Origin of the sequence: Methylibium sp., from assembly GCF_965279545.1 — a bacterium.
Lineage (GTDB): Bacteria > Pseudomonadota > Gammaproteobacteria > Burkholderiales > Burkholderiaceae_C > Methylibium.
In genome coordinates this window covers 745,945-767,622 of record NZ_OZ257250.1, presented here as the reverse complement: position 1 = coordinate 767,622, position 21,678 = coordinate 745,945, and the positions used below count along the sequence as shown (strand labels likewise).

22 protein-coding genes and 1 tRNA gene are annotated in these 21,678 nt (G+C 68.9%); 17 read left to right on the top strand and 6 right to left on the bottom strand.

Annotated elements, in window-relative coordinates:
• Window positions 1–7: 7 nt before the first annotated feature.
• The gene (locus ACQY9S_RS03635) at window positions 8–496 is read right to left on the bottom strand and encodes a MarR family winged helix-turn-helix transcriptional regulator (RefSeq protein WP_428423206.1); all 489 of its coding nucleotides are present in this window, start codon (window positions 494–496) and stop codon (window positions 8–10) included.
• 383 nt (window positions 497–879) lie between these two features.
• On the opposite strand from ACQY9S_RS03635, the gene ACQY9S_RS03630 reads away from it, so the two are divergent.
• The 7 genes from ACQY9S_RS03630 to ACQY9S_RS03600 all read left to right on the top strand — a co-directional run bounded on the left by ACQY9S_RS03630 (window position 880) and on the right by ACQY9S_RS03600 (window position 6,092).
• The gene (locus ACQY9S_RS03630; protein ID WP_428423205.1) at window positions 880–2,070 is read left to right on the top strand and encodes a cytochrome-c peroxidase; all 1,191 of its coding nucleotides are present in this window, start codon (window positions 880–882) and stop codon (window positions 2,068–2,070) included.
• Between the two features lie 44 nt (window positions 2,071–2,114).
• Window positions 2,115–3,437, top strand: coding sequence for a hypothetical protein (locus ACQY9S_RS03625; RefSeq protein ID WP_428423204.1), 1,323 nt, complete (start codon window positions 2,115–2,117; stop codon window positions 3,435–3,437).
• Between the two features lies 1 nt (window position 3,438).
• Window positions 3,439–3,981: an FMN-binding protein gene (locus ACQY9S_RS03620; protein ID WP_428423203.1), complete on the top strand. Its 543-nt coding sequence runs from the start codon at window positions 3,439–3,441 to the stop codon at window positions 3,979–3,981.
• Window positions 3,982–3,983: 2 nt separating this feature from the next.
• Window positions 3,984–4,721 (top strand): FAD:protein FMN transferase, encoded by a 738-nt coding sequence (locus tag ACQY9S_RS03615; protein WP_428423202.1) that lies wholly within the window; start codon window positions 3,984–3,986, stop codon window positions 4,719–4,721.
• Entirely contained in the window at window positions 4,709–5,176 is a 468-nt protein-coding gene (locus ACQY9S_RS03610; protein ID WP_428423201.1) for a DUF4405 domain-containing protein, read from the top strand. The genes ACQY9S_RS03615 and ACQY9S_RS03610 overlap by 13 nt, the downstream gene beginning before the upstream one ends.
• An 81-nt stretch (window positions 5,177–5,257) precedes the next feature.
• Window positions 5,258–5,638 (top strand): VOC family protein, encoded by a 381-nt coding sequence (locus ACQY9S_RS03605; RefSeq protein ID WP_428423200.1) that lies wholly within the window; start codon window positions 5,258–5,260, stop codon window positions 5,636–5,638.
• Window positions 5,639–5,684: 46 nt separating this feature from the next.
• Window positions 5,685–6,092: a hypothetical protein gene (locus ACQY9S_RS03600; protein ID WP_428423199.1), complete on the top strand. Its 408-nt coding sequence runs from the start codon at window positions 5,685–5,687 to the stop codon at window positions 6,090–6,092.
• Between the two features lie 48 nt (window positions 6,093–6,140).
• Here the strand turns inward: ACQY9S_RS03600 and ACQY9S_RS03595 are convergent, their stop codons facing one another.
• From ACQY9S_RS03595 to ACQY9S_RS03580, 4 genes are all read right to left on the bottom strand, one after another.
• Window positions 6,141–6,413, bottom strand: a complete 273-nt coding sequence (locus tag ACQY9S_RS03595) for a hypothetical protein (protein ID WP_428423198.1) — start codon at window positions 6,411–6,413, stop codon at window positions 6,141–6,143.
• A 397-nt stretch (window positions 6,414–6,810) separates the two neighbouring features.
• A tRNA-Pro gene (locus ACQY9S_RS03590) sits at window positions 6,811–6,887 on the bottom strand.
• A 46-nt stretch (window positions 6,888–6,933) separates the two neighbouring features.
• Complete coding sequence (hrpA, locus tag ACQY9S_RS03585) at window positions 6,934–10,947, bottom strand: ATP-dependent RNA helicase HrpA (protein WP_428423197.1); 4,014 nt, start codon at window positions 10,945–10,947, stop codon at window positions 6,934–6,936.
• Between the two features lie 92 nt (window positions 10,948–11,039).
• Window positions 11,040–11,429, bottom strand: a complete 390-nt coding sequence (locus ACQY9S_RS03580) for a VOC family protein (RefSeq protein WP_428423196.1) — start codon at window positions 11,427–11,429, stop codon at window positions 11,040–11,042.
• Between the two features lie 133 nt (window positions 11,430–11,562).
• Between ACQY9S_RS03580 and argA the strand changes: the two genes are divergently transcribed.
• The 4 genes from argA to ACQY9S_RS03560 all read left to right on the top strand — a co-directional run bounded on the left by argA (window position 11,563) and on the right by ACQY9S_RS03560 (window position 14,860).
• The gene (gene argA / locus ACQY9S_RS03575; RefSeq protein ID WP_428423195.1) at window positions 11,563–12,903 is read left to right on the top strand and encodes an amino-acid N-acetyltransferase; all 1,341 of its coding nucleotides are present in this window, start codon (window positions 11,563–11,565) and stop codon (window positions 12,901–12,903) included.
• A 31-nt stretch (window positions 12,904–12,934) separates the two neighbouring features.
• Entirely contained in the window at window positions 12,935–13,210 is a 276-nt protein-coding gene (locus tag ACQY9S_RS03570; RefSeq protein ID WP_428423194.1) for an oxidative damage protection protein, read from the top strand.
• A gap of 106 nt (window positions 13,211–13,316) precedes the next feature.
• Window positions 13,317–14,363 carry an extracellular solute-binding protein gene (locus ACQY9S_RS03565; RefSeq protein WP_428423193.1) on the top strand — a complete coding sequence of 349 codons (1,047 nt, stop codon included), beginning with the start codon at window positions 13,317–13,319 and terminating at the stop codon, window positions 14,361–14,363.
• Window positions 14,364–14,494: 131 nt separating this feature from the next.
• The gene (locus tag ACQY9S_RS03560; RefSeq protein WP_428423192.1) at window positions 14,495–14,860 is read left to right on the top strand and encodes an H-NS family nucleoid-associated regulatory protein; all 366 of its coding nucleotides are present in this window, start codon (window positions 14,495–14,497) and stop codon (window positions 14,858–14,860) included.
• Window positions 14,861–15,037: 177 nt separating this feature from the next.
• Here the strand turns inward: ACQY9S_RS03560 and ACQY9S_RS03555 are convergent, their stop codons facing one another.
• A complete protein-coding gene (locus ACQY9S_RS03555; RefSeq protein ID WP_428423191.1) occupies window positions 15,038–16,009 on the bottom strand; it encodes a DUF808 domain-containing protein in 972 nt (323 codons plus the stop codon).
• A 216-nt stretch (window positions 16,010–16,225) separates the two neighbouring features.
• Here ACQY9S_RS03555 and ACQY9S_RS03550 point away from each other — a divergent pair, with 216 nt between their 5' ends.
• From ACQY9S_RS03550 to acnB, 6 genes are all read left to right on the top strand, one after another.
• The gene (locus ACQY9S_RS03550) at window positions 16,226–16,867 is read left to right on the top strand and encodes a DUF938 domain-containing protein (protein WP_428423190.1); all 642 of its coding nucleotides are present in this window, start codon (window positions 16,226–16,228) and stop codon (window positions 16,865–16,867) included.
• Entirely contained in the window at window positions 16,864–17,187 is a 324-nt protein-coding gene (locus ACQY9S_RS03545; protein ID WP_428423189.1) for a 2Fe-2S iron-sulfur cluster-binding protein, read from the top strand. The genes ACQY9S_RS03550 and ACQY9S_RS03545 overlap by 4 nt, the downstream gene beginning before the upstream one ends.
• A 401-nt stretch (window positions 17,188–17,588) precedes the next feature.
• Window positions 17,589–18,119, top strand: coding sequence for a hypothetical protein (locus ACQY9S_RS03540; RefSeq protein WP_428423188.1), 531 nt, complete (start codon window positions 17,589–17,591; stop codon window positions 18,117–18,119).
• 169 nt (window positions 18,120–18,288) lie between these two features.
• Window positions 18,289–18,534, top strand: coding sequence for an AbrB/MazE/SpoVT family DNA-binding domain-containing protein (locus ACQY9S_RS03535; RefSeq protein ID WP_056321981.1), 246 nt, complete (start codon window positions 18,289–18,291; stop codon window positions 18,532–18,534).
• A 13-nt stretch (window positions 18,535–18,547) separates the two neighbouring features.
• Window positions 18,548–18,952 (top strand): type II toxin-antitoxin system VapC family toxin, encoded by a 405-nt coding sequence (locus ACQY9S_RS03530; RefSeq protein WP_428423187.1) that lies wholly within the window; start codon window positions 18,548–18,550, stop codon window positions 18,950–18,952.
• 66 nt (window positions 18,953–19,018) lie between these two features.
• Window positions 19,019–21,610: a bifunctional aconitate hydratase 2/2-methylisocitrate dehydratase gene (acnB, locus tag ACQY9S_RS03525; RefSeq protein ID WP_428423186.1), complete on the top strand. Its 2,592-nt coding sequence runs from the start codon at window positions 19,019–19,021 to the stop codon at window positions 21,608–21,610.
• The last annotated feature ends 68 nt before the right edge of the window (window positions 21,611–21,678 follow it).

Here is a 21,678-nt window from a genome sequence, read left to right as displayed (position 1 = left end):
CGCGACCTCACTGGCCACGCAGCAGGTCGGCGTTGTCGGCCATGCGGCGCAACAGTCCCTGCAGCGTCTTCCATTCCTCGCGCGTGAAACCGGCGAGGTGCGCATTGGCCACGCTGGCGAGCACGGCTGGCACTTCGGCCACCGACTCGCGGCCGGCAGCGGTGATCTCCAGATTGACCACGCGGCGGTCCTCATCGGACCGCACGCGCTTGATCAGGCCTTTGGCTTCGAGCCGGTCCAGCAGGCGCGTCATCGCGCCCGGGTCGCTGCCGCATTCGCGCGCCATCTCTGCCACGGTCGACGCCCGGCCCTGCGCCAGCATCAGCAGCGGCTTCCACTGCGCATCGCTCAGGCCGTGATCGGCCAGTTCGCGGTCGAGCATCTGCGTCAAGCTGAGCATCACGCGCTTGATCAGGTAGCCCACGCTGTCGGCCACCTTGTAGTCCTCGCCTCGATAGAAGTCGGCGGGCTTCGGTACTGGGGAATCTGGACTCATGTCATGCACAGGCAGTTGATACCTAGACATTAATTGTCTATGCATTAAATGTCAAGTCATTATCCAGCACGCGACGGGCTTCGCTGCCCTCATCTGCTCGCAATCCGGCATCCGAATCCGCACCGTCGACGACAAGGAGGCCGTGGGCCGTTCATGCTGACAGGCGGGTGCCGGGCCATGGATGGAACCGATCGGCCGCGCCGCGCCCCTCACACCGTCGCGCCGACGCATCGATTCAGGCGAGAAACCCTCCCCAAGCTGACGTTCTGCTGTCAATCCGGCATCTCAATCCGAATTGACCTGGCTCCCATCTACTATACGATTCGTTCTCATTTGCATTCGTAATCATTAATGCAGCCCGGCGGCTGCGAGAGGGAGTTGGCGTGCTTCGACGGAGGGGGTGGCCGCGCGTGTTCGCGGTCGGGGTGGTGTCGACGGTCCTCGCCGCGTGCGGTGGCGGCGGGTCGGGCGCAGACTCGGCTTCGGGCGCGCTGTCGCCCACCGCAGCGCTCGGGGAGAAGATCTTTCGCGATGTGTCGCTGTCCGCGTCCGGCCGCCAGGCCTGCGCGAGCTGCCATGACCCGCAGCATGCGCACACGCCGGCGAATGCGCTGGCCGTCCAGTTGGGCGGCCCGCTGATGGACCGGCAGGGCACGCGGCAGGCGCCGTCGATCCGCTACCTCGCGAGCAACACCAGCTTCTTCTTCGACGACGAGGGCACGCCCACCGGCGGCTTCTTCTGGGATGGCCGCGCGAGCTCGCTGCAGGACCAGGCGGCCCGCCCCTTCCTCGATGCCCGCGAAATGGCCAACGCCGACAAGGCCGAGGTGGTGTCCCGGCTTGCGCAGGCGAGCTACATCGCCGAGTTCAAGGCCGTGTTCGGCGCGAGCATCCTCGACGACAGCACCGCCGCCTTCGACCGCATGACGCTTGCGCTGCAGCGCTACGAGCAGGAAGACGGGGAGTTCCACGCCTACACCAGCAAGTACGATGCCTTCCTGCGCGGCGGCATCACGCTCACCGACCGGGAAATGCGCGGCCTCGCCCTGTTCAATTCACCCACCAAGGGCAATTGCGCGGGCTGCCATCCGTCGGCCCGCGGCTCGGATGGCTCGCTGCCGCTGTTCACCGACTTCACGTACGACAACCTCGGCGTGCCGCGCAACCCCGAGATCGCCGCCAACGCCGACCCGGCCTACTACGACCTCGGCCTGTGCGCGCGCGCGGGCGGCGACCTCGCGCAACGCACCGACCTGTGCGGCGCCTTCAAGGTGCCGTCGCTGCGCAACGTCGCGCAGCGGCAGGTGTACTTCCACAACGGCCGCTTCAAGACGCTGAAGGAGGCGCTGACCTTCTACGTGCAGCGCGACACCAACCCCGAGAAGTGGTATCCGCTCGACGGCACCGGCACACCCCGGAAGTTCGACGACCTGCCGGCGTCGATGCACGCGAACGTCAACACCACCGAGGTGCCCTACAACCGACACCCCGGCGACGCTCCCGCCCTGAGCGATGCCGAGATCGACGACGTGATCGTGTTCCTCGCAACGCTCGACGACGGCTACCCGCAGTGAGCCGGCAAGCCCCCTCATCCCCCTTCGATTCGGAGCCTTTCCCCATGCAAAGAACTTCCCGGGCAATCGCCTGCAGCCTGGTCCTGATGGCCGGAGCGCACACACCGGCACAGGCCCAAGGCGCCACGGCCAGCGAAGCGGAGTTGGCTCGCAAGGTCGACCAGCTGGCTGGCGAGCTCGCTGCCCTCAAAGCGCAGTTGCAGGAGTTGCAGGCGCAACGTGCGCAGGACAGAGCCAGCCCACCGGCGGCAGCTCCGGCCGTGTCCGCCGTCGCTGCGGCACCGGCCCCGGCGCCCGCGGCAGCCCCCGCGCCGGCCGAGCCGAGCACGGTGCTGTCGAGCTATGGCGAGATCAACTACAACCGGCCGACGAAGGCCGCCGAGGCAGCCCAGGCCGACATGCGCCGCTTCGTGCTGGGCTTCCAGCATCGCTTCGATGCGCGCACCAAGGTGGTCGCCGAGCTCGAAGTCGAGCACGCGATCGCTTCCAGCGACGACAGCGGCGAAGTCGAGGTCGAGCAGGCCTACGTGGAGCGCCAGTTCACGCCCACCTGGGCGGCGCGCGGCGGCCTCTTCCTCATACCCGCCGGCTTGCTGAACGAAAACCACGAGCCGACGGCTTACTACGGCGTCGAACGCAACTTCGTCGAGACTGCCATCATCCCCAGCACCTGGCGCGAGGGCGGCGTGCAGGTCGTCGGCAGCTTCGACAACGGCCTGACGCTGCAGACCGGCATCAGCACCGGCTTCGACCTGACCAAGTGGGACGCCGGCTCCACCGAGGGACAGGAAAGCCCGCTGGGCTCGGTGCACCAGGAACTGCAGCTCGCGAAGGCGCGCGACCCGGCGGTGTTCGGCGCGCTCAACTGGCGCGGCATCCCCGGCCTGCAGCTCGGCGGCTCGCTGTTCACCGGCGGCGCGACGCACAGCCAGGCCGGCTTTGCCGACGCGCGCATCACCCTGTGGGACCTGCATGCCCGCTGGACACCGGGGCGCTGGGACCTGTCCGCGCTCTACAGCCGCGGCGGCATCACGAACACCGCGGCGCTCAATGCGGCGCTCGTCGGCAATCCGACGCTGATCCCGAAACGCTTCGACGGCTGGTACACGCAGGCCGCGTACAAGGTCTGGTCGCATGAGGACTACGCCCTCACGCCCTTCGTTCGCTGGGAACAGTTCAACACCGGCCGGCAGTACGCCAGCCTGGGTGCGGGCCTGACGCCCGATGCGCTGCCGACAGAACGGGTGATCAGCGCCGGCGCGAACTTCCAGCTCACGCCGGGGGTCGTGCTGAAGGCCGACGTGCAGCGCTTCCGCGAGAACACGCTGAACAACCGCTTCGACCTCGGCCTGGGCTGGAGCTTCTGAGGTGCGGTTCGAGATCGCGGCCACCGCCGTCGCGTCGGCGCTCGCGCCGGCCGGCGCCTTCGCGGTCGACTATCTCAGCGCCGAACAGGCCCAGAAGCTGATGTTCCCGGCGGCCGACCGCTTCGAGACCCGCGAACTCGCGCTCAGCGCCGAGCAACTGCGCCAGCTCGAGGCCGGCGGCACGCGGGCGCGCTCGGCGCGCTGGTCCGTGCGCATTGCGCTGCAGGGGAGCGACACCCTGGGCTACGTGGTGGTCGACGACGTGGTCGGCAAGTTCGAGCTGATCAGCTATGCGGTCGGCATTGCGAAAGACGGTCGCGTGCAGCAGGTCGAGGTGCTGTCCTACCGCGAAAGCCACGGCCACGAGATCCGCCTGCCCGCCTGGCGACGGCAGTTCGTCGGCAAGACGGTCGCCGCGCCGATCCGGATCGGTGAAGACATCAACAACATCAGCGGCGCCACGCTCAGCTGCAGCCACGTCACCGAGGGCGTGCGCCGCATCGTCGCGGTCGTGGACCTCGCCGCGCGGCAGGGGCAGCTTTGAGCATGGACACCCCGCCCCGCTGGCTGCGCCGCGCGCGCCCCCTGCTCGGCACGCTGGTCGAGATCGGCGTGGCCGAAGGCACGCCGCCCGGCGTGATCGAGGCCGCCTTCGCCGCGATCACGCTGGTGCAGCGCCGCATGTCTCGCTTCGAGCCGGCCAGCGACATCGCGCTCTTCAATGCAGCCCGGAACGGAACCGTGCTGCCGGTGCACCGGCAAACGGCCGCGGTGCTCGCGCTTGCGCAGCAACTGCAGCACGAAAGCAAGGGGCTGTTCGATGCCAGCCAGGGCCGGCCGCACGCCTGGCGCATCGAGGGTCTGCGGCTTCGCAAGTCCGACCCGCGCGTGCAGCTCGACCTCGGCGGCATCGCGAAAGGCTACGCGGTCGACCGCGCGGTCGACACGCTGCGCGGCAGCGGTGTGGCGCACGGCTGGGTGAACGCCGGCGGCGACCTGCGCGCCTTCGGGTCGGCAAGCCTGCCGGTCGCCGTGCGCGACGAGGCTCACGGCGGTGCGCGCCCGTTCGGGCGCCTCGGCGACGGTGCGTTCGCGACCAGCCACTACGGCGCCGGCAGCCGCGCCCGCTTGCACACGCAGGACCGCAGCGAAGCGCTTGCGCACGTGAGCGTCGCCGCCCCCGAATGCGTGTGGGCCGACGCGCTCACCAAGGTGGTCGCGCTCGCGCACGACCCCTCGCACCCGCTGCTGGCGGCCCACGGAGGCATCGCATGGCTGCACTGAACGAACTCGAGGCCTGGCAGCGTCGCGGCCTGTACGGGACCGTCGCCGCGCTCACCGTCAGCGGGCTGGTCTGGCTGGCGATCCACTACGGGCTCGGCGCCGGCCGCGGCGAACTGCCGCACCCGCTGGAAGCCTGGCTGCTGAGGCTGCATGGCGCCGCGGCCTTCGCGTCGCTGTTCTTCGCCGGCGTGCTGGCCGCCAGGCACGTCCCGCGCGGCTGGCACATGACGCACGATCATCCGCGCCTGCGCTCGCGCCGCGGTTCGCAGCGGCGCACCGGCGTCGCGCTGTGTGCGCTGGGCGGAGCGCTCGCGGCGAGCGGCTACGTGCTCTATTACTTCACACCGGAAGACCTGCGCCCCGCACTCGGCATCGGCCATGCGGTCGTCGGGACCCTGCTGTCGCTGCTGCTCCCGCTGCACGCCCTGCGGCGCGGCGCCATGGCGGGCCGCTGAGGGGAAGCCGGCCCGCCAGCGCCCCTTCCGCACGGGACGGCCCGGGAGCAGAATTGTTGGCCGCCACTGCAGGGGATCCTCATGCTGACCGATGCGCCCGTGACCACCATGTTGCCCGTGAAGGATCTGGCCCGCGCCCGGCGGTTCTACGAAGGCAAGCTGGGCCTCAAGCCCGCGGGCCTGAAACCCGATGGCAAGTTCACCTACGACTGCGCAGGCGCCACACTGGCCTTGTTCCCGAAGGAGGGCGGCACCAAGGCTGACCACACGGCAGTGAGCTTCCGGGTCCAGGACATCGCGGCCAGCATCACCGCATTGAAGCAGGCCGGCGTGGTGTTCGAGGACTACGATTTTCCGGGCCTCAAGACCGTCGAGCACGTGTGTGTGCTCGGCGCCGAGAAGGCAGCATGGTTCCTCGACACCGAAGGCAACATCCTCTGTTTGCACGAGGATCTGGCTTAGAACCTGCAGCCGTTTGCACGAACCCGAGGACAAAGCGCCCGCGACCTTGATCGAGCGCAAGCACCGCCGACGCCGAAGTTCCCAGAATGCGGTATCGAGTGGCACGGGGGCGCCGATGGAAGCGGAGCGGCTCAGGATTCGCGTCAAGCAGGGATCGATGGTCTGGGGCTACTCCTGCCGGGACGGATCGCGCCGGCGCCTGTTGCCGGGGGTGTACATCGCCCGCTGGCTGATCAGCCTGCGCCCACGGCACGCGCAGGGCGAGCCCGCCATGCGCATGCACAGCGCAGAGCATGAAGGCTGGGATGTGGACGTGTTCAAGCCCGAGTACCTCGATCTGCAGGCCTTTCCTCGGCTACCGGACTGGAGCCGGTTCGAGTTGCTCGAGGGCGGCTCACAGGCCGACGGCGTCGCCGGGCTGGAGCAGGACCGCTGCGCGCACGCCGGCAACTAGAGCCTGTTCACGCCAACGGGGAAGGCTCATGCCCGGGTTGCACAGACCCTAGCTCTTGGAAGCCCGGCGGGGCTTGGGTTTGTCGCGTGCCACGCTCGCGCTGCCTGGCCGGTCCTGACGGGTTCTGCGAGCACCGACGTAGACCGCACCCGCCGCTGCGGCAATGGCGAGGAATCCGATGAGCTCCAGTGTTCCGTAGGAGGCCGGCGGACGCTCGTCGGGGGCCAAGGTCACCGCGTGGTGCTTCGGTGCGTCGGACGTGTAGCCGGTGGTCGTGGCTTGCGCCAGAACGGCCGGTGCATGCGGGGTGCTGTTGGGCATGGCGCGGAGTGTAGGAACGAGCCGGGCCGCCTTCGTGACGGCTTGGAATTGCCCCGCGACGCGTGCGAATTCCTACCGCTCTCGCCGCTTCTGTCGCCACCTCGCGCAACATGAACGCGGTTGTGACTTCTCGAGCGTGGGCCTTCGTCGGAGCGACGGCCGTGTTCGAGTGGATCGGCGGTGGCACGGTCGATATTGGTGACCGCCTCCTTGGCGCGCTCGATGCTTATCTCGCGCTGTGGCCGGTGTGGATACACACACGTGCCGCTCTGCCCTGAGGAGGCGGTGCGGCCACGGAACATGCACGCCCAGCACCTCAACACCTTGCCGCGTTAGAAGAATCCCTCGGCGTTAGAAAATCGCAGCGTCGAGAAATCACCTAACTACTTGATTCATATGGTCGGGGCGGCGGGATTCGAACTCGCGACCTACTGGTCCCAAACCAGTTGCGCTACCAGGCTGCGCTACGCCCCGACTGAGCGCCGATTGTAGCCAGCGCCCCTTGCACGCAAGGCACGGCTCAGGCGCTGAGCTGCGCCCAGGCCTTTTCCAGGCGCTTGGCGCTCACCGGCTGTGGCGTGCGCAGCTCCTGCGCGAACAGGCTCACGCGCAGCTCTTCGAGCAGCCAGCGGAACTCGTCGAGCCGCGCGTCGGCCGCGCCCTTGAGCTCGGCCAGCCGCCGCAGGTAGCGCTGCTCGATCGGGCGCAGCTCGGCCAGGCGTGCCGCGTCGCGCGCCGGGTCGGCGCGCCACTTGTCGAGCCGCAGTGTGATGCCCTTCAGGTAGCGCGGCAGGTGGTGCAGTTGCGCGTAGCCGGTGTCGGTGAGAAAGCGTTTGGGGCACAGGCGGGTGAGCTGGGCCGCCGCGTCGTCGGCCGCCTCCTTTGCCGGCCGCGTGTCCTTGAGCTTGCGCGCGGCGGCGGCGTGCTCGGCCAGCACGGTGGCCGCGAGGCGCGCGACCTCCTGCGCAATGAGGTTGAGCCGCGTGCGCCCTTCCTCGATGCGCTTCGCGAAGCGCGCTGCGTCGGCCGGCAGCGGGTCGGCCAGGAAGGCACGATCGAGCGCCACGTCGACGATCTGCGCACGCAGTTCGTCGGCACTGCCGCCGAGCGCCATGTACGCGACCGCCATGCGCGGCAGGTCGGGGATGTTCTTCTCCAGGTACTTGAGCGGCTCCTTGATCTGCAGCGCGATCAGGCGGCGCAGCCCGGCACGGTGCCGGGCTGCCGCGACATCGGGCTCGTCGAAGACCTCGATCTCGACGTGCGCGCCCTTGTCGATCAGCGCCGGGAAGCCGACCAGGCTTTGCGCGCCGCGGCGGATCTCCATCAGCTCGGGGAGCTCGCCGAAGGTCCAGGCGGTGTGGCGCTGCGGAGGTGAGGCGGGAGGTGGCGTGCCCTCACCCCGGCCCTCTCCCGCCAGCGGGAGAGGGAGAGAGTCCCTGCGGCCCCCTCTCCCGCTGGCGGGAGAGGGTTGGGGTGAGGGCGGGCTCGCCGCCTGCTCCACCCCCCCCAGCTTCAAGGCCGCCAGCGCCTGGAAGGCCGACCGCGCCTGCGCGCCCAGCTCGGCTTTCAACGTCGGCAGGTGGCGGCCCATGCCGAGCTGGCGGCCGTGCTCGTCGGCGACGCGGAAGTTCATGAACAGGTGCGGCTGCAGCGTCTCGAGCTTGAAGTCGTTGCGCTGCACCGCGATCTGGGTGCGCTCGCGCACCGCCTTCAGCAGGGCATCGAGCAGGCCGCCCTGCGCGAACGGCGTCAGTTCGCAGAACTCGGCCGCATACTCGGGCAGCGGCACCAGCCGTGAGCGCGGCCTCTGGTTCAGGCTCTTCAGCAGCGCCAGCACCTTGTCCTTCAGCAGGCCGGGCACCAGCCACTCGCAGCGCTCCTCGTTCACCTGGTTCAGCGCATAGATCGGCACGGTGACGGTCAGGCCGTCCTTGCTGTCGCCGGGCTCGTGCAGGTAGGCCGCCTCGCAGTCGATGCCGCCGAGGCGCAGGGTCTTCGGGAAGGCCGCGGTCGTGATGCCCGCGGCCTCGTGGCGCATCAGCTCGTCCTTCGTCAGCATCAGCAGCCTGGGCTGCTGCAGGCTCTCGGCGCGGTACCAGCGTTCCAGCGTCGTGCCGGAGCACACGTCCTTGGGCAGTTGCTGGTCGTAGAAGGCGAAGATGAGCTCGTCGTCGACCAGCACGTCCTGCCGGCGCGACTTGTGTTCCAGGTCTTCCACCTGCCGGATCAGCTTGCGGTTGTGGGCCAGGAAGGGCAAGCGGCTCTCCCACTCGCCGTTGACCAGCGCCTCGCGGATGAAGATCTCGCGCGCCGCCGCCGGGTCGACGTTGCCGAAGTTCACCCGTTTGTTGTTGTAGACCACCAGCCCGTACAGCGTGGCGCGTTCGAGCGCGACGACCTCGGCCGCCTTCTTCTCCCAGTGCGGCTCGAGCAGCTGCTTCTTCAGCAGGTGGCCGGCCACCTGCACGATCCACGGCGGCTCGATCGCCGCCAGCGCGCGGCCGAATAGCCGCGTGGTCTCCACCAGTTCGGCGGCGATCAGCCAGCGGCCCGGCTTCTTGCTCAGGTGTGCACCGGGGTGGCGCCAGAACTTGATGCCGCGCGCACCGAGGTACCAGTCCTCGTCGTCGCTCTTGCAGCCGACATTGCCCAGCAGGCCGGCCAGCATCGCCAGGTGAAGCTGCTCGTAGGTGGCGGGCGCGCCGTTGAGCCGCCAGCCGTGTTCGGCCACCACGGTGTGCAGTTGCGAGTGGATGTCGCGCCACTCGCGCACGCGGCGCGGGTTGATGAAGTGTTCGCGCAGCCGCTGCTCCTGCTGGCGGTTGCTGAGCTTGTGGCTCGGGCCGCCCTCGCCCCGGCCCTCTCCCGCGCGAGCGGGAGAGGGAGTGGCCCCGGCGGCCACCGCATGCCCTCGCCCTTCCTCGATCCAGAGCCACAGCTTCAGGTAGCCGACGAACTCGGAGCGCTCGTCGTCGAACAGCTTGTGCTTCTGGTCGGCGGCCTGCTGCTGCTCCAGCGGGCGGTCGCGCACGTCCTGCACCGACAGGGCGCTGGCGATCACCAGCACCTCGGCCAGCGCCTGCCGGTCGCGCGCCGCGAGGATCATGCGGCCGATGCGCGGGTCCAGCGGCAGCTTCGCGAGCTCCTTGCCGATGGCCGTCAGCTCGTTGGCGTCGTCGGTCGCGCCCAGTTCGTTGAGCAGCGCGTAGCCGTCGGCGACGGCCTTCTTCGGTGGCGGCTCGAGAAAGGGGAAGGCCTCGACGTCCCCCAACCCCAGCGCCTTCATGCGCAGGATCACGCCGGCCAGCGAGCTGCGCAGGATCTCGGGGTCGGTGAAGCGGGGCCGGCCGGCGTAGTCCTTCTCGTCGTAGAGCCGGATGCAGATGCCGTCGGCCACGCGGCCGCAGCGGCCGGCGCGCTGGTTGGCCGCCGCCTGGCTCACAGGTTCGACCTGCAGTTGCTCGACCTTGTTGCGGTAGCTGTAGCGCTTGACGCGCGCGGTGCCGGCGTCGACCACGTAGCGGATGCCGGGCACCGTGAGCGAGGTCTCGGCCACGTTGGTGGCCAGCACGATGCGCCGCCCATTGCCGGCCTGGAACACGCGGTCCTGCTCCGGCTGCGACAGCCGCGCGAACAGCGGCAGGATCTCGGGCTGCGGGCCGCCGCGGTGCTGCTGGAGCAGGTGCTTGCGCAGGTGGTCGGCGGCCTCGCGGATCTCGCGCTCGCCGGGCAGGAACACCAGCACGTCGCCGCTGCCTTCGCGCCAGAGTTCGTCGACGGCGTCGGCGATCGCGTCGTTCAGGTCGTGCTCGCGAGACTCGTCGAACGGCCGCCAGCGCTGCTCGACCGGGAACAGCCGGCCACTCACCTGGATCACCGGCGCCGGAATCAAGTCCGACCCCCACGCCCCACGCTCCGCGCCGTCACTGCCCCCCAGGGGGGCGCCGCCCGGCTTGGGGCGGCCCGGCGCCGGGTGGGGCGCAGCGAAATGCTTCGCGAAGCGGTCGGCGTCGATGGTCGCCGAGGTCACGATGATCTTCAAGTCGGGCCGCCGCGGCAGGATCTGGCGCAGGTAGCCGAGCAGGAAGTCGATGTTGAGCGAGCGCTCGTGCGCTTCGTCGATGATCAGCGTGTCGTAGGCCAGCAGCAGCGGGTCGATCTGCGTCTCGGCGAGCAGGATGCCGTCGGTCATCAGCTTGACCGAGGCGTTCGGCGTGAGGCGGTCCTGGAAGCGCACCTTGTAGCCGACCACCTCGCCGAGCGGCGTGTCCAGCTCCTCGGCGATGCGCTTGGCGACCGAACTCGCGGCGATGCGGCGCGGCTGCGTGTGGCCGATCAGCCGGCCGCGCTCGCCAGGCTGGGCATTGGCCTTGCCGCGCCCCAGCGCGAGCATCAGCTTGGGCAACTGCGTGGTCTTGCCGGAGCCGGTTTCGCCGCAGACGATGACGACCTGGTGCGCCTGCACCGCGCGCGCGATCTCGTCGCGCCGCGCCGAGACCGGCAGCGCTTCGGGAAAGGTGATCGGGGGCAATGCGCGCGCCGTGGGAGCGGAGCGCGTCGCGGGAACAACGGAGGGCGAATTCACTGGGGCGCATTATCCGGCGCCCCGCGGCAGAGCACGGTTCAGCCGGGGCGCGGCGCGTAGGTGATGAGGTTGAGTATTGCGCCCTGCGGATCGCCGATCACGGTGAAGCGGCCGACGCCCGGGATGTCCATCGGCGGCACCAGCACGCGGCCACCGAGTGCACCGACGCGGGCCGCCGTCGCGTCCACGTCGCTCACGGTGACATAGCAGCCCCAGGCCGGCGGCATCGGCGGCGCGTCGGGCGCCGGGCCCATGATGCCGCCCACCGGGGTGTCGCCGACCTTGATCACGTGGTACGCGCCATGCGGCATGTTCATCGTGTCGAAGGTCCATCCGAGCAGCGGGCCGTAGAACTGGGTCGCCGCGGCGGCGTCCTTCGTCATCAGCTCGGACCAGCTGAATGCGCCGTGGGTGGTGTAGGCATCCATGAGCCGTCTCCAATGCGGTGGGTGGTGCCGCATCGTCCGCTCGCACAGCCTTCGCGTCAATGCGCCGGCTCGCCCTGCCGCAGTCTGCGCCGCCCCCTGTGCGGCACAATCCGCGCAGCCTCCTGAAGCCCGCATGGACCTCGTCTTTCCCCACACCTTCGTTCCCTGGTTCCGCTCGGTCGCGCCCTACATCCACGCGTACCGCGGCAAGACCTTCGTGGTCGCAATGGCCGGCGAAGGCATCGCCGCGGGCAGGCTGAACGCCTTCGTGCAGGACGTGGCGATCCTGCACGCGATGGGCATCAAGCTGGTGCTGGTGCACGGCTTTCGCCCGCAGGTCAGCGAGCAGTTGCGCGCCAAGGGCCACCCGGAACACTTCAGTCACGGCCTGCGCATCACCGACGCGGTGGCGCTGGACTGCGCGCAGGAGGCCGCCGGCCAGCTGCGCTTCGAGATCGAGGCCGCGTTCTCGCAGGGCCTGCCGAACACGCCGATGGCCAACGCGACGGTGCGCGTGGTGTCAGGCAACTTCCTGACGGCGAGGCCGGTGGGCATCGTCGACGGCGTGAACTTCCTGCACAGCGGCATCGTGCGGCGCGTCGATGCCGCCGCGATCCGCCGCGCGATCGATATCGGCGCGATCGTGCTGCTGTCGCCGTTCGGCTTCTCGCCGACCGGCGAAGCCTTCAACCTGACGATGGAAGACGTGGCGACCAGCACCGCGATCGCGCTGCAGGCCGACAAGCTGATGTTCCTGTCCGAGATCCCGGGCGTGCGCGAAGACCCCGCCGACGCCGAAAGCGCGATCGATACCGAACTCGCGCTGGCCGACGCCAAGCGCCTGCTCGCCGCACTGCCCGACCCGGCGCAGCCGACCGACACCGCGTTCTACCTGCGCCACTGCATCAAGGCCTGCGAGGGGGGCGTCGAGCGCTCGCACATCCTGCCGTTCAACGCCGACGGCGCACTGCTGACCGAGGTCTACACCCACGACGGCATCGGCACGATGGTGGTCGACGAAAAGCTCGAGAGCCTGCGCGAAGCGACATCCGACGACATCGGCGGCATCCTGCAGCTCATCGAACCGTTCGAGCGCGACGGCACGCTGGTCAAGCGCGACCGCACCGAGATCGAGCGCGACATCGGCCACTACACCGTGATCGAGCACGACGGCGTGATCTTCGGCTGCGCGGCGCTCTACCCCTACCCCGAGGCCCACACCGGCGAGATGGCGGCGCTGACGGTGAGCAACAGCGTGCAGGGCCAGGGCGACGGCGAGCGCATCCTCAAGCGCGTGGAGCAGCGCGCCCGGGCCGCCGGGCTCACGAGCATCTTCGTGCTGACCACGCGCACGATGCACTGGTTCATCAAGCGCGGCTTCGCGCAGGTCGATGCCGACTGGCTGCCCGAAGCACGCAAACGCAAATACAACTGGGACCGGCGTTCGCTGGTGCTGGTGAAGAAGCTCGCCTGAGCTTCACCGACCCGACAAGAAGGAGTTCCTCATGGCCCGCACCGTGCACTGCATCCTGCTGAAGAAGGACGCCGACGGACTCGACTTCGCGCCCTACCCCGGCGAACTCGGCAAGCGCATCTACGACAGCGTCAGCAAGGAAGCCTGGGCGCAGTGGCTCAAGCACCAGACGATGCTGGTCAACGAGAACCGCCTGAACCTGGCCGATGCGCGCGCCCGCCAGTACCTTGCGCGCCAGATGGAGAACTTCTTCTTCGGGGCAGGCGCCGAGCAGCCGGCCGGCTACGTGCCGCCGCCGGCAAGCTGAGTCGCGCGTACCGGAGCGGGCCCATCGGCCCGGAGCAGCGGCACCGCAGACGCGAATCATTCTCGTTGGCTCTTATACTGACAGCTTCTTGACACAAGGAGCCTGTATGTCCGTTCGTTCGATCTTCGCCAACACGGCTTTGGCTTGCGCCGCACTCGCCACCGCCTTCACGGCCTCGGCGCAGACACCGGTGCTCAACCTCTACTCGGCTCGCCACTACCAGACGGACGAGGCGCTGTATGCCAACTTCACCCAGGCGACCGGTATCAGGATCAACCGCGTCGACACCGATGACGCCGGGCTGCTGGCGCGGCTGCGCAGCGAAGGCGCATCGAGCCCGGCCGACGTCGTCCTGCTAGTCGATGCGGCGCGCCTGACCGCCGCCGAGGCCGAGGGCCTGTTCCAGCCCGTCAAGTCGAGCGTGCTCGAAGCGCGCATTCCCGCGCAACTGCGCGGCAAGGACGACGGCAAGGGCTCGCAGTGGTTCGGCTTCTCGACCCGCGCCCGCGTCATCGTGTTCAACAAGGCCGGCGTCAAGCGCGAGGACGTGGACACCTACGAGGAACTCGCCGACCCCAAGAACAAGGGCAGGGTCTGCACACGCTCCGGCTCGCACCCCTACAACCTCTCGCTGTTCGGCTCGATGTACGAGCACCTCGGCGCCGAGAAGACCGAGGCCTGGCTCAAGGGCGTCGCCGACAACATGGCACGCGCACCCAAGGGCGGCGATACCGACCAGATCAAGGCCGTGGCCAGTGGTGAATGCGCCGTCGCGCTGACCAACACCTACTACCTCGCACGCCTGCTCAGGTCCGACAAACCCGAGGACAAGGCCGTGGTCGAGAAGATCGAAGTCGTGTTTCCGAACCAGCAGAGCTGGGGCGCCCACGTGAACATTGCCGGCGGCGCGCTCGCCAGGCATGCCAAGAATCGCGAAGCGGGTATCAAATTCCTGGAGTATCTGGCGACCGATTCGGCCCAAGCCTACTTCGCGAACGGCAACAACGAGTATCCGGTCGTGCCGGGCGTCAAGATCGCCAACCCGGCGCTCGACTCGATGGGGGCGTTCAAGGCCGAGCTGATTCCCATCTCGGTGGTCGGCCTGAATTCAACGCGTGTCCAGCAGATCCTCGACCGCGTCGGTTACAAGTAATTATTGGCATACCCCGACCAAAAACCGGGCCGTGACCGGGTTTCCTCTCGGTAGTCGCATTGCCGGGATTCGAAAACCAGGCCTAGAATATGTTTCTAACAGGTGGAGGACACCTGTTCCGATTCATTCCTATGGAGCTGGTTGTCGAAATGACCACTTATCAAGACCTGATTTCCCAGAAGGCGGCGCTCGAAAAACAGGCCGCGGCCCTCACCGAGCAAATCGAGGCCGCGCGCCGCGAAGAACATGCCGCGGTCGTCGCCAAGATCAAGGCGCTGATGAACGAACATGGCATCACCTTGGCGGATCTCGGGCGCGGCAAATCGGCGGCCAAGCCATCAAAATCACCCAAGGCCAACGGCACGGTGGGCCGCAAGGTGGCAGCCAAGTATCGCAACACGGCCACCGGCGATACCTGGAGCGGGCGCGGCCTGCAACCCAACTGGTTGAAGGCTGCTCTGGCTTCGGGCCGCAAGATCGAGGATTTCGCCATCTGACCAGCGCTCACGTGCCGGCCCGCCCGGTGCGTGCTGCTCCAGCAAGCCGCCTGCGGGCGGCTTTTGCATGCCCGGGATTCCCATTTGCCCGCGGCCGGGTATCCGGCGTGGAACGGAGGGCGTCGGCAAACGCGGCACATTCCCTCCAGGCCGTATGCCGGACGAATCCGCTACCGATTAACCGGACGGCTTCGTCGCCCCGCCCTTCGCGCTGCCGGCGATGCGCCGCACCAGGCTAACGCCGGCCAGCACCAGCGCCCCGGCCACGACGCCGGCCAAGCCGCTCAGCAAGGCCGGCACGACCGACTGCAAGGCGCCGCCTATCCCGGGCAGCATCGCGACCCGCGCGGCCAGACCCTCGATGACAGGGTGCAGCGATGGGAGGCCATGCGTCAGGATGCCGCCGCCGACCAGGAACATCGCCGCGGTGCCGGCGATCGACAGCCCCTTCATCAGCCACGGCGCCGCCGTCAGGACGCCGGCCCCCAGGCTGCGCTGCAGGCGGGCCCAGGCACCGCTGCCCGTCTGGCGGCACAGGTAGAGGCCACCGTCGTCGAGCTTGACGATGCCCGCGACGAAGCCATAGACGCCCACCGTCATCAGCACAGCGATGCCCACCAGCACCGACACCTGGGTGACGAACGGTGCCTCGGCCACGGTGCCCAACGTGATCGCGATGATCTCGGCCGACAGGATGAAATCGGTGCGCACCGCCCCCCGGACCTTGTCCTTCTCGAAGGCCACCAGATCCACCGCCGGATCGGCCACCGCCTTCGCCAGCTCGGCGTGATGGGCGTCGACTTGCGCCTTCGAGTGGAGGAACTTGTGCGCCAGCTTCTCGAAGCCTTCGTAGCAGAGGAAGGCGCCGCCCACCATCAGCAGCGGCGTCACGGCCCAGGGCACGACGGCACTGATGGCCAAGGCCAGAGGCACCAGGATCGCCTTGTTCTTCAACGAGCCCTTGGCCACGGCCCACACGACCGGCAACTCGCGGTCGGCCGCGACACCGGTCACCTGCTGCGCATTGAGTGCCAGGTCGTCGCCGAGCACGCCGGCGGTCTTCTTGGTGGCGAGCTTCGTGAGCAGCGCCACGTCGTCGAGCACGCTCGCGATGTCGTCGATCAGGGCGAGCAAGCTGGAAGCGGCCATGCGGATGTCCTGTGAGGGCTAGGGGTTGCGGAGGCCTGCGCCGGCCCCATACGCAAGCGCTGCCGTTTCATGGCGACGCGCTGCGACTCGCCGCCGCATTCTCCAATGACGGGCCAGATGCCGGGCCGGCCGCCCTTTCGCGACAGTCCGGCTAGAGTCGCCACATCGATGGCGCCGGCCGCGCCACGGCCCGCAACACCACCCACCGTCGGCAGCATGCCCCAAGACGACCTCCGCCAGCACAGCCCCGCCGCTGACCGCAACAAGCAGCACATCCTCGAACTGCTGCTGCGCACTCTGCCGGCGCAGGGCGTGGCGCTGGAGATCGCCAGCGGCACCGGCCAGCACGCGGTGCACTTCGCGGCCGGCCTGCCTGGCTGGACCTGGCAGCCGACCGATGCGGACGACGCGTCCCTGGCCTCGATCAGCGCGTACGCGAGCGACGCTTGCCCGCCCGGGCTGCGCGCGCCCTTGCGCCTGGACGTGACCGCGGCCGACTGGCCGGGCGCGCCGCGGCCGGTCGATGCCCTCTACTGCGCCAACCTGCTGCACATCGCTCCCTGGGCGGCCTGCCTCGGCCTGATGCGCGGTGCCGCGCGGCATCTGTCGCCGCAGGGCCTGCTGATCACCTACGGGCCCTACCTGGTCGACGGCGAACGCACGGCCCCCTCCAACCTCGCGTTCGATGCCGACCTGCGCCGGCGCGACCCGGCCTGGGGCCTGCGTCGGCTGGAGGACGTGGCCGCCGCGGCAGATGCCGCAGGCCTGCGCCTGCGCGAGCGGGTGTCCATGCCGGCCAACAACCTCGTGCTGCTGTTCGAGCGGTGCAACACGGCCGCCGCCGGCGTACCGCCATGAGCGGCGACGACGCGGTCTTCACGGTGCGCGTCGAGCCGGCGGGCTGGGAGTTCGAGGCCCCGGCTTCGCTGCCCGTGCTGATCGCCGCGCAGCGAGCCGGGATCAGGCTGCCCAGTTCCTGCCGCAACGGCACCTGCCGCACCTGCCTGTGCGAGTCTCGCAGCGGCGATGTCGCGTACCGCATCGAATGGCCGGGCCTCAGTGCGGAAGAAAAGGCGGCGAAAAACATCCTGCCCTGCGTGGCACACGCGGCGTCCGATCTCGTCATCGAGCAGCCCGGCGCCACGCGGCTGGTGGTCGGCGGCACGGCGGCGGCGTGAGTGCACGGCCGACCGCTGATCCGGCGCCTGGCGAGCAGCATTTGTCGCGACGGACCAACAGCCTGCAACCAGTCGAACATTGCTGCCATCGCGACGCCTATCGACGCGGCGGGCCGCCGCCCACTGCGCGACCCGGATCGCGTCGCCAGACTTAGCACAGCTTCGCCGGATCGAACACATCGGCGACCCTCGGCTTCGTGATGTCGCACACGAGCGGCGGCGCTCCCCTGCCGCTGCTTCGGCGGCCCGCAGCCCAGCCGGGCGAGCCGCGAGGCGCCGGCAGCGGCGCCGGATGCGCGGCATCGACGCAGCCGGCCTGACACGGCAGTGATGCAACTTGCAACGAAGCTGACCGCCCCGGGTCCGACAATCGATACTTTCATACCCGCTTGGAGACTTCGATGAGCCGCATCACCCCCCTGGCCCTGCCCCTGTTGTTTGCCGGCCTGCTCACCACCGGGAGCATCGCGCTGGCGCAGACGCAGACCGCTGCCGCGCCGGCCGCGACCAAGTCGACGCCCGCCAAGAAGCCGGCTTCGCAATCGCGCAAGGAATTGAAGTCCGAAGCCAAGGGCCTGGCGCTGGCCACCGAGGTGACCGAGACCATCAGCGACAACCAGTTGACGATCTCCAACCGCGTGCTGACCGGCACCGCGCAGTGCGAGTTCAACCAGACCGTCAGCGTGACCCCGGTGCAGGACAAGCCCGGCCACTTCACCGTGGCGTTCAACAAGGTGGCGTACACGATGACGCCGCAGGAAACGACCACCGGTGCCGTGCGGCTCGAGGACAAGCGCAGCGGCATCGTGTGGCTGCAGATCCCGGTCAAGTCGATGATGATGAACCAGAAGATCGGCCAGCGCATGGTCGACGGCTGCACCCTCGCGGAACAGCGTGCGGCCGTGGCCGCCGTCACCGCCGCAGCGCGCTGACCCACCCGATGCTGCGGCGTCGACCTTTCGGGGCGACGCCGCACTCCACCCGCAGCCCCGATGCACCGGGGCTGCCGCAAGAGGCTCCGACGGACCGAGCCGTTGAATACGCAGTCTTCGGTATGTATACTTCATGCATACCGACCGACGCAGATTCACCGGAGCCCGCATGGAAGCCACCGTTGCAGAGCGCGGGCAGATCACGCTGCCCAAGGCCGTGCGTGACGCCCTCGGGCTGGTCAAGGGCACGCAGCTGAAGGTCGAACTCGACGGCGGGCGCATCATCCTGCGCAAGAACGTCGACGACGCCATTTCGCGCGCCCGCGGCAAGTTCAAGCTCGACGGTTTCGCCTCGGTCGACGAGGCCCTGCGCGCGGTGCGCGGCCGCGCCCCCGGCGACCCGGTCGACCGCTGAACAGCGCCGCCCGATGATCGCGATCGATTCCTCCGTCCTGATCGAGCTGCTCAGCGAGAGCCCCGAGGCCGACACGGCCGAAGCCGCCCTGCGCGACGCGCTGTCGCACGGCCCGGTGGTCGTCTGCGACGTGGTCGTGGCCGAGGTCTGCAGCTCGCTCCACGAAGGTGACCGCGCCGTGCAGGTGCTCGAAGACATCGGCATCGCCTACAGCGCCGTCGAACAGAAATCCGCGGTGCGCGCCGGCGAGATGCAGCGCCGCTACCGCTCGCGCGGCGGCACCCGCCAGCGCAACGTGCCCGATTTCATCGTCGGGGCCCACGCCTTGCTTCAGTGCAACGGCCTGATCACCCGCGACGCCGAGTTCTTCCGCCTCTACTTCAAGGGCCTCAAGGTCATCGTGCCGCGCGCCGCATGACCTGACCCCGCTGCCCGCCTCTTTCCCGTCCCTGCCCCTCCTCCCCCAGTCCTCCGGAGTCCCCTCATGCTGCAAGCCTATCGCCAACATGCCGCCGAACGCGCCGCGCTCGGCATTCCACCGCTGCCGCTCGAAGCCAAGCAGGTGGCCGAGCTGATCGAGCTGATCAAGAGCCCGCCGGCCGGCGAAGAGGCCTTCCTGCTCGACCTGCTGACGCACCGCGTGCCCCCGGGCGTGGACGACGCCGCCAAGGTCAAGGCCTCGTTCCTGGCCGCCGTGGCGCACGGCGACTTCGCGGTCGGCCTGATCTCCAAGGCCAAGGCCACCGGACTGCTGGGCACGATGGTCGGCGGCTACAACGTCAAGCCGCTGATCGATCTGCTCGACGATGCCGAGGTGGCCGGAGTCGCCGCCGAGGGGCTGAAGAAGACGCTGCTGATGTTCGACTTCTTCCACGACGTGGCCGAGAAGGCGACGGCGGGCAACGCCAAGGCGAAGGAAGTGATCCAGAGCTGGGCCGACGCCGAGTGGTTCACCTCGCGCCCGGAAGTGCCGAAGTCGATCACCGTCACCGTCTTCAAGGTGCCGGGCGAGACCAACACCGACGACCTGTCGCCGGCGCCCGACGCCTGGAGCCGACCGGACATCCCGCTGCACTACCTGGCGATGCTGAAGAACACCCGCGAAGGCGCGGCGTTCAAGCCCGAGGAAGACGGCAAGCGCGGCCCGATGCAGTTCATCGACGACCTGAAGAAGAAGGGCCATCTGGTCGCCTACGTCGGCGACGTGGTCGGCACCGGCTCGTCGCGCAAGAGCGCGACCAACAGCGTGATCTGGGCCACCGGCCAGGACATCCCCTTCGTGCCGAACAAGCGCTTCGGCGGCGTCACGCTGGGCGGCAAGATCGCGCCGATCTTCTTCAACACCCAGGAAGACTCGGGCTCGCTGCCGATCGAGGTCGACGTGAGCAAGCTCGAGATGGGCGACGTGGTCGACATCCTCCCCTACGACGGCAAGATCCTGAGGAACGGCGAAAGCGTCGTCGAGTTCAAGCTCAAGAACGAGGTGCTGTTCGACGAGGTGCGCGCCGGCGGCCGCATCAACCTGATCATCGGCCGCTCGCTCACGGGCAAGGCCCGTGAGTTCCTGGGGCTGCCGGCGTCCGCGCTGTTCCGCCTGCCCAAGGCGCCGGCCGCGTCGAAGGCCGGCTACACGCTGGCCCAGAAGATGGTGGGCCGCGCCGTCGGCCTGCCCGAGGGCCTGGGGGTGCGCCCGGGCACCTACTGCGAGCCGAAGATGACGACCGTGGGCTCGCAGGACACCACCGGCCCGATGACCCGCGACGAGCTGAAGGACCTGGCCTGCCTGGGCTTCAGCGCCGACCTGGTGATGCAGAGCTTCTGCCACACCGCCGCCTACCCGAAGCCGGTGGACGTGAAGACCCACCGCGAGCTACCCGCCTTCATCAGCAACCGCGGCGGCGTGGCGCTGCGCCCGGGCGACGGCGTGATCCACAGCTGGCTCAACCGCCTGTTGCTGCCCGACACCGTGGGCACCGGCGGCGACTCGCACACCCGCTTCCCGATCGGCATCTCCTTCCCCGCAGGCTCGGGCCTGGTGGCGTTCGGCGCCGCCACCGGCGTGATGCCGCTGGACATGCCCGAGTCGGTGCTGGTGCGCTTCAAGGGCCAGATGCAACCCGGCATCACGCTGCGCGACCTGGTGCATGCGATCCCGATGTACGCGATCAAGGCCGGCCTGCTGACGGTCGCCAAGGCCGGCAAGAAGAACGTGTTCTCCGGCCGCATCCTCGAAATCGAAGGCCTGCCCGACCTGAAGGTGGAACAGGCCTTCGAACTGAGCGACGCCTCGGCCGAGCGTTCGGCCGCCGGCTGCACCGTCAAGCTGAACCCGGCGCCGATCAAGGAATACCTCACCAGCAACGTCGTGCTGATGAAGAACATGATCGCCGACGGCTACGCCGACAAGCGCACGCTGGAGCGCCGCATCAAGTCGGTCGAGGCCTGGCTCGCGAATCCGCAATTGCTGCAAGCCGACAAGGACGCCGAGTACGCCGCCGTGATCGAGATCGACCTGGCCGACCTGAAGGAGCCGGTGCTGTGCTGCCCGAACGACCCGGACGACGCGCGCCTGCTGAGCGAGGTGGCCGGCGCGAAGATCGACGAGGTCTTCATCGGCTCGTGCATGACCAACATCGGCCACTTCCGCGCCGCCAGCAAGCTGCTCGAAGGCAAGCGCGACATCCCGGTCAAGCTGTGGGTCGCGCCGCCGACCAAGATGGATGCCCAGGAGCTGACCAAGGAAGGCCACTACGGCACCTTCGGCGCGGCCGGCGCCCGCATGGAGATGCCCGGCTGCAGCCTGTGCATGGGCAACCAGGCCCAGGTCAAGGAAGGTGCCACGGTGGTGTCCACCAGCACCCGCAACTTCCCGAACCGGCTGGGCAAGAACTCCAACGTCTACCTGGCCTCGGCGGAGCTGGCCGCGATCGCCTCCAAGCTCGGCCGCATCCCGAGCGTGGCGGAGTACCACGCCGACATGGGCGTGATCAACCAGGACGGCGACAAGGTCTACCGCTACATGAACTTCGACCAGATCGACGAGTACGCGAGCGTGGCGAAGGAAGTCACCGTCTGATCACGCCCGGCTTCATCTGATTCACGGCCCGCCGCGCGCGGGCCGTTTTTGTTGGCGTGCGCGGTGTC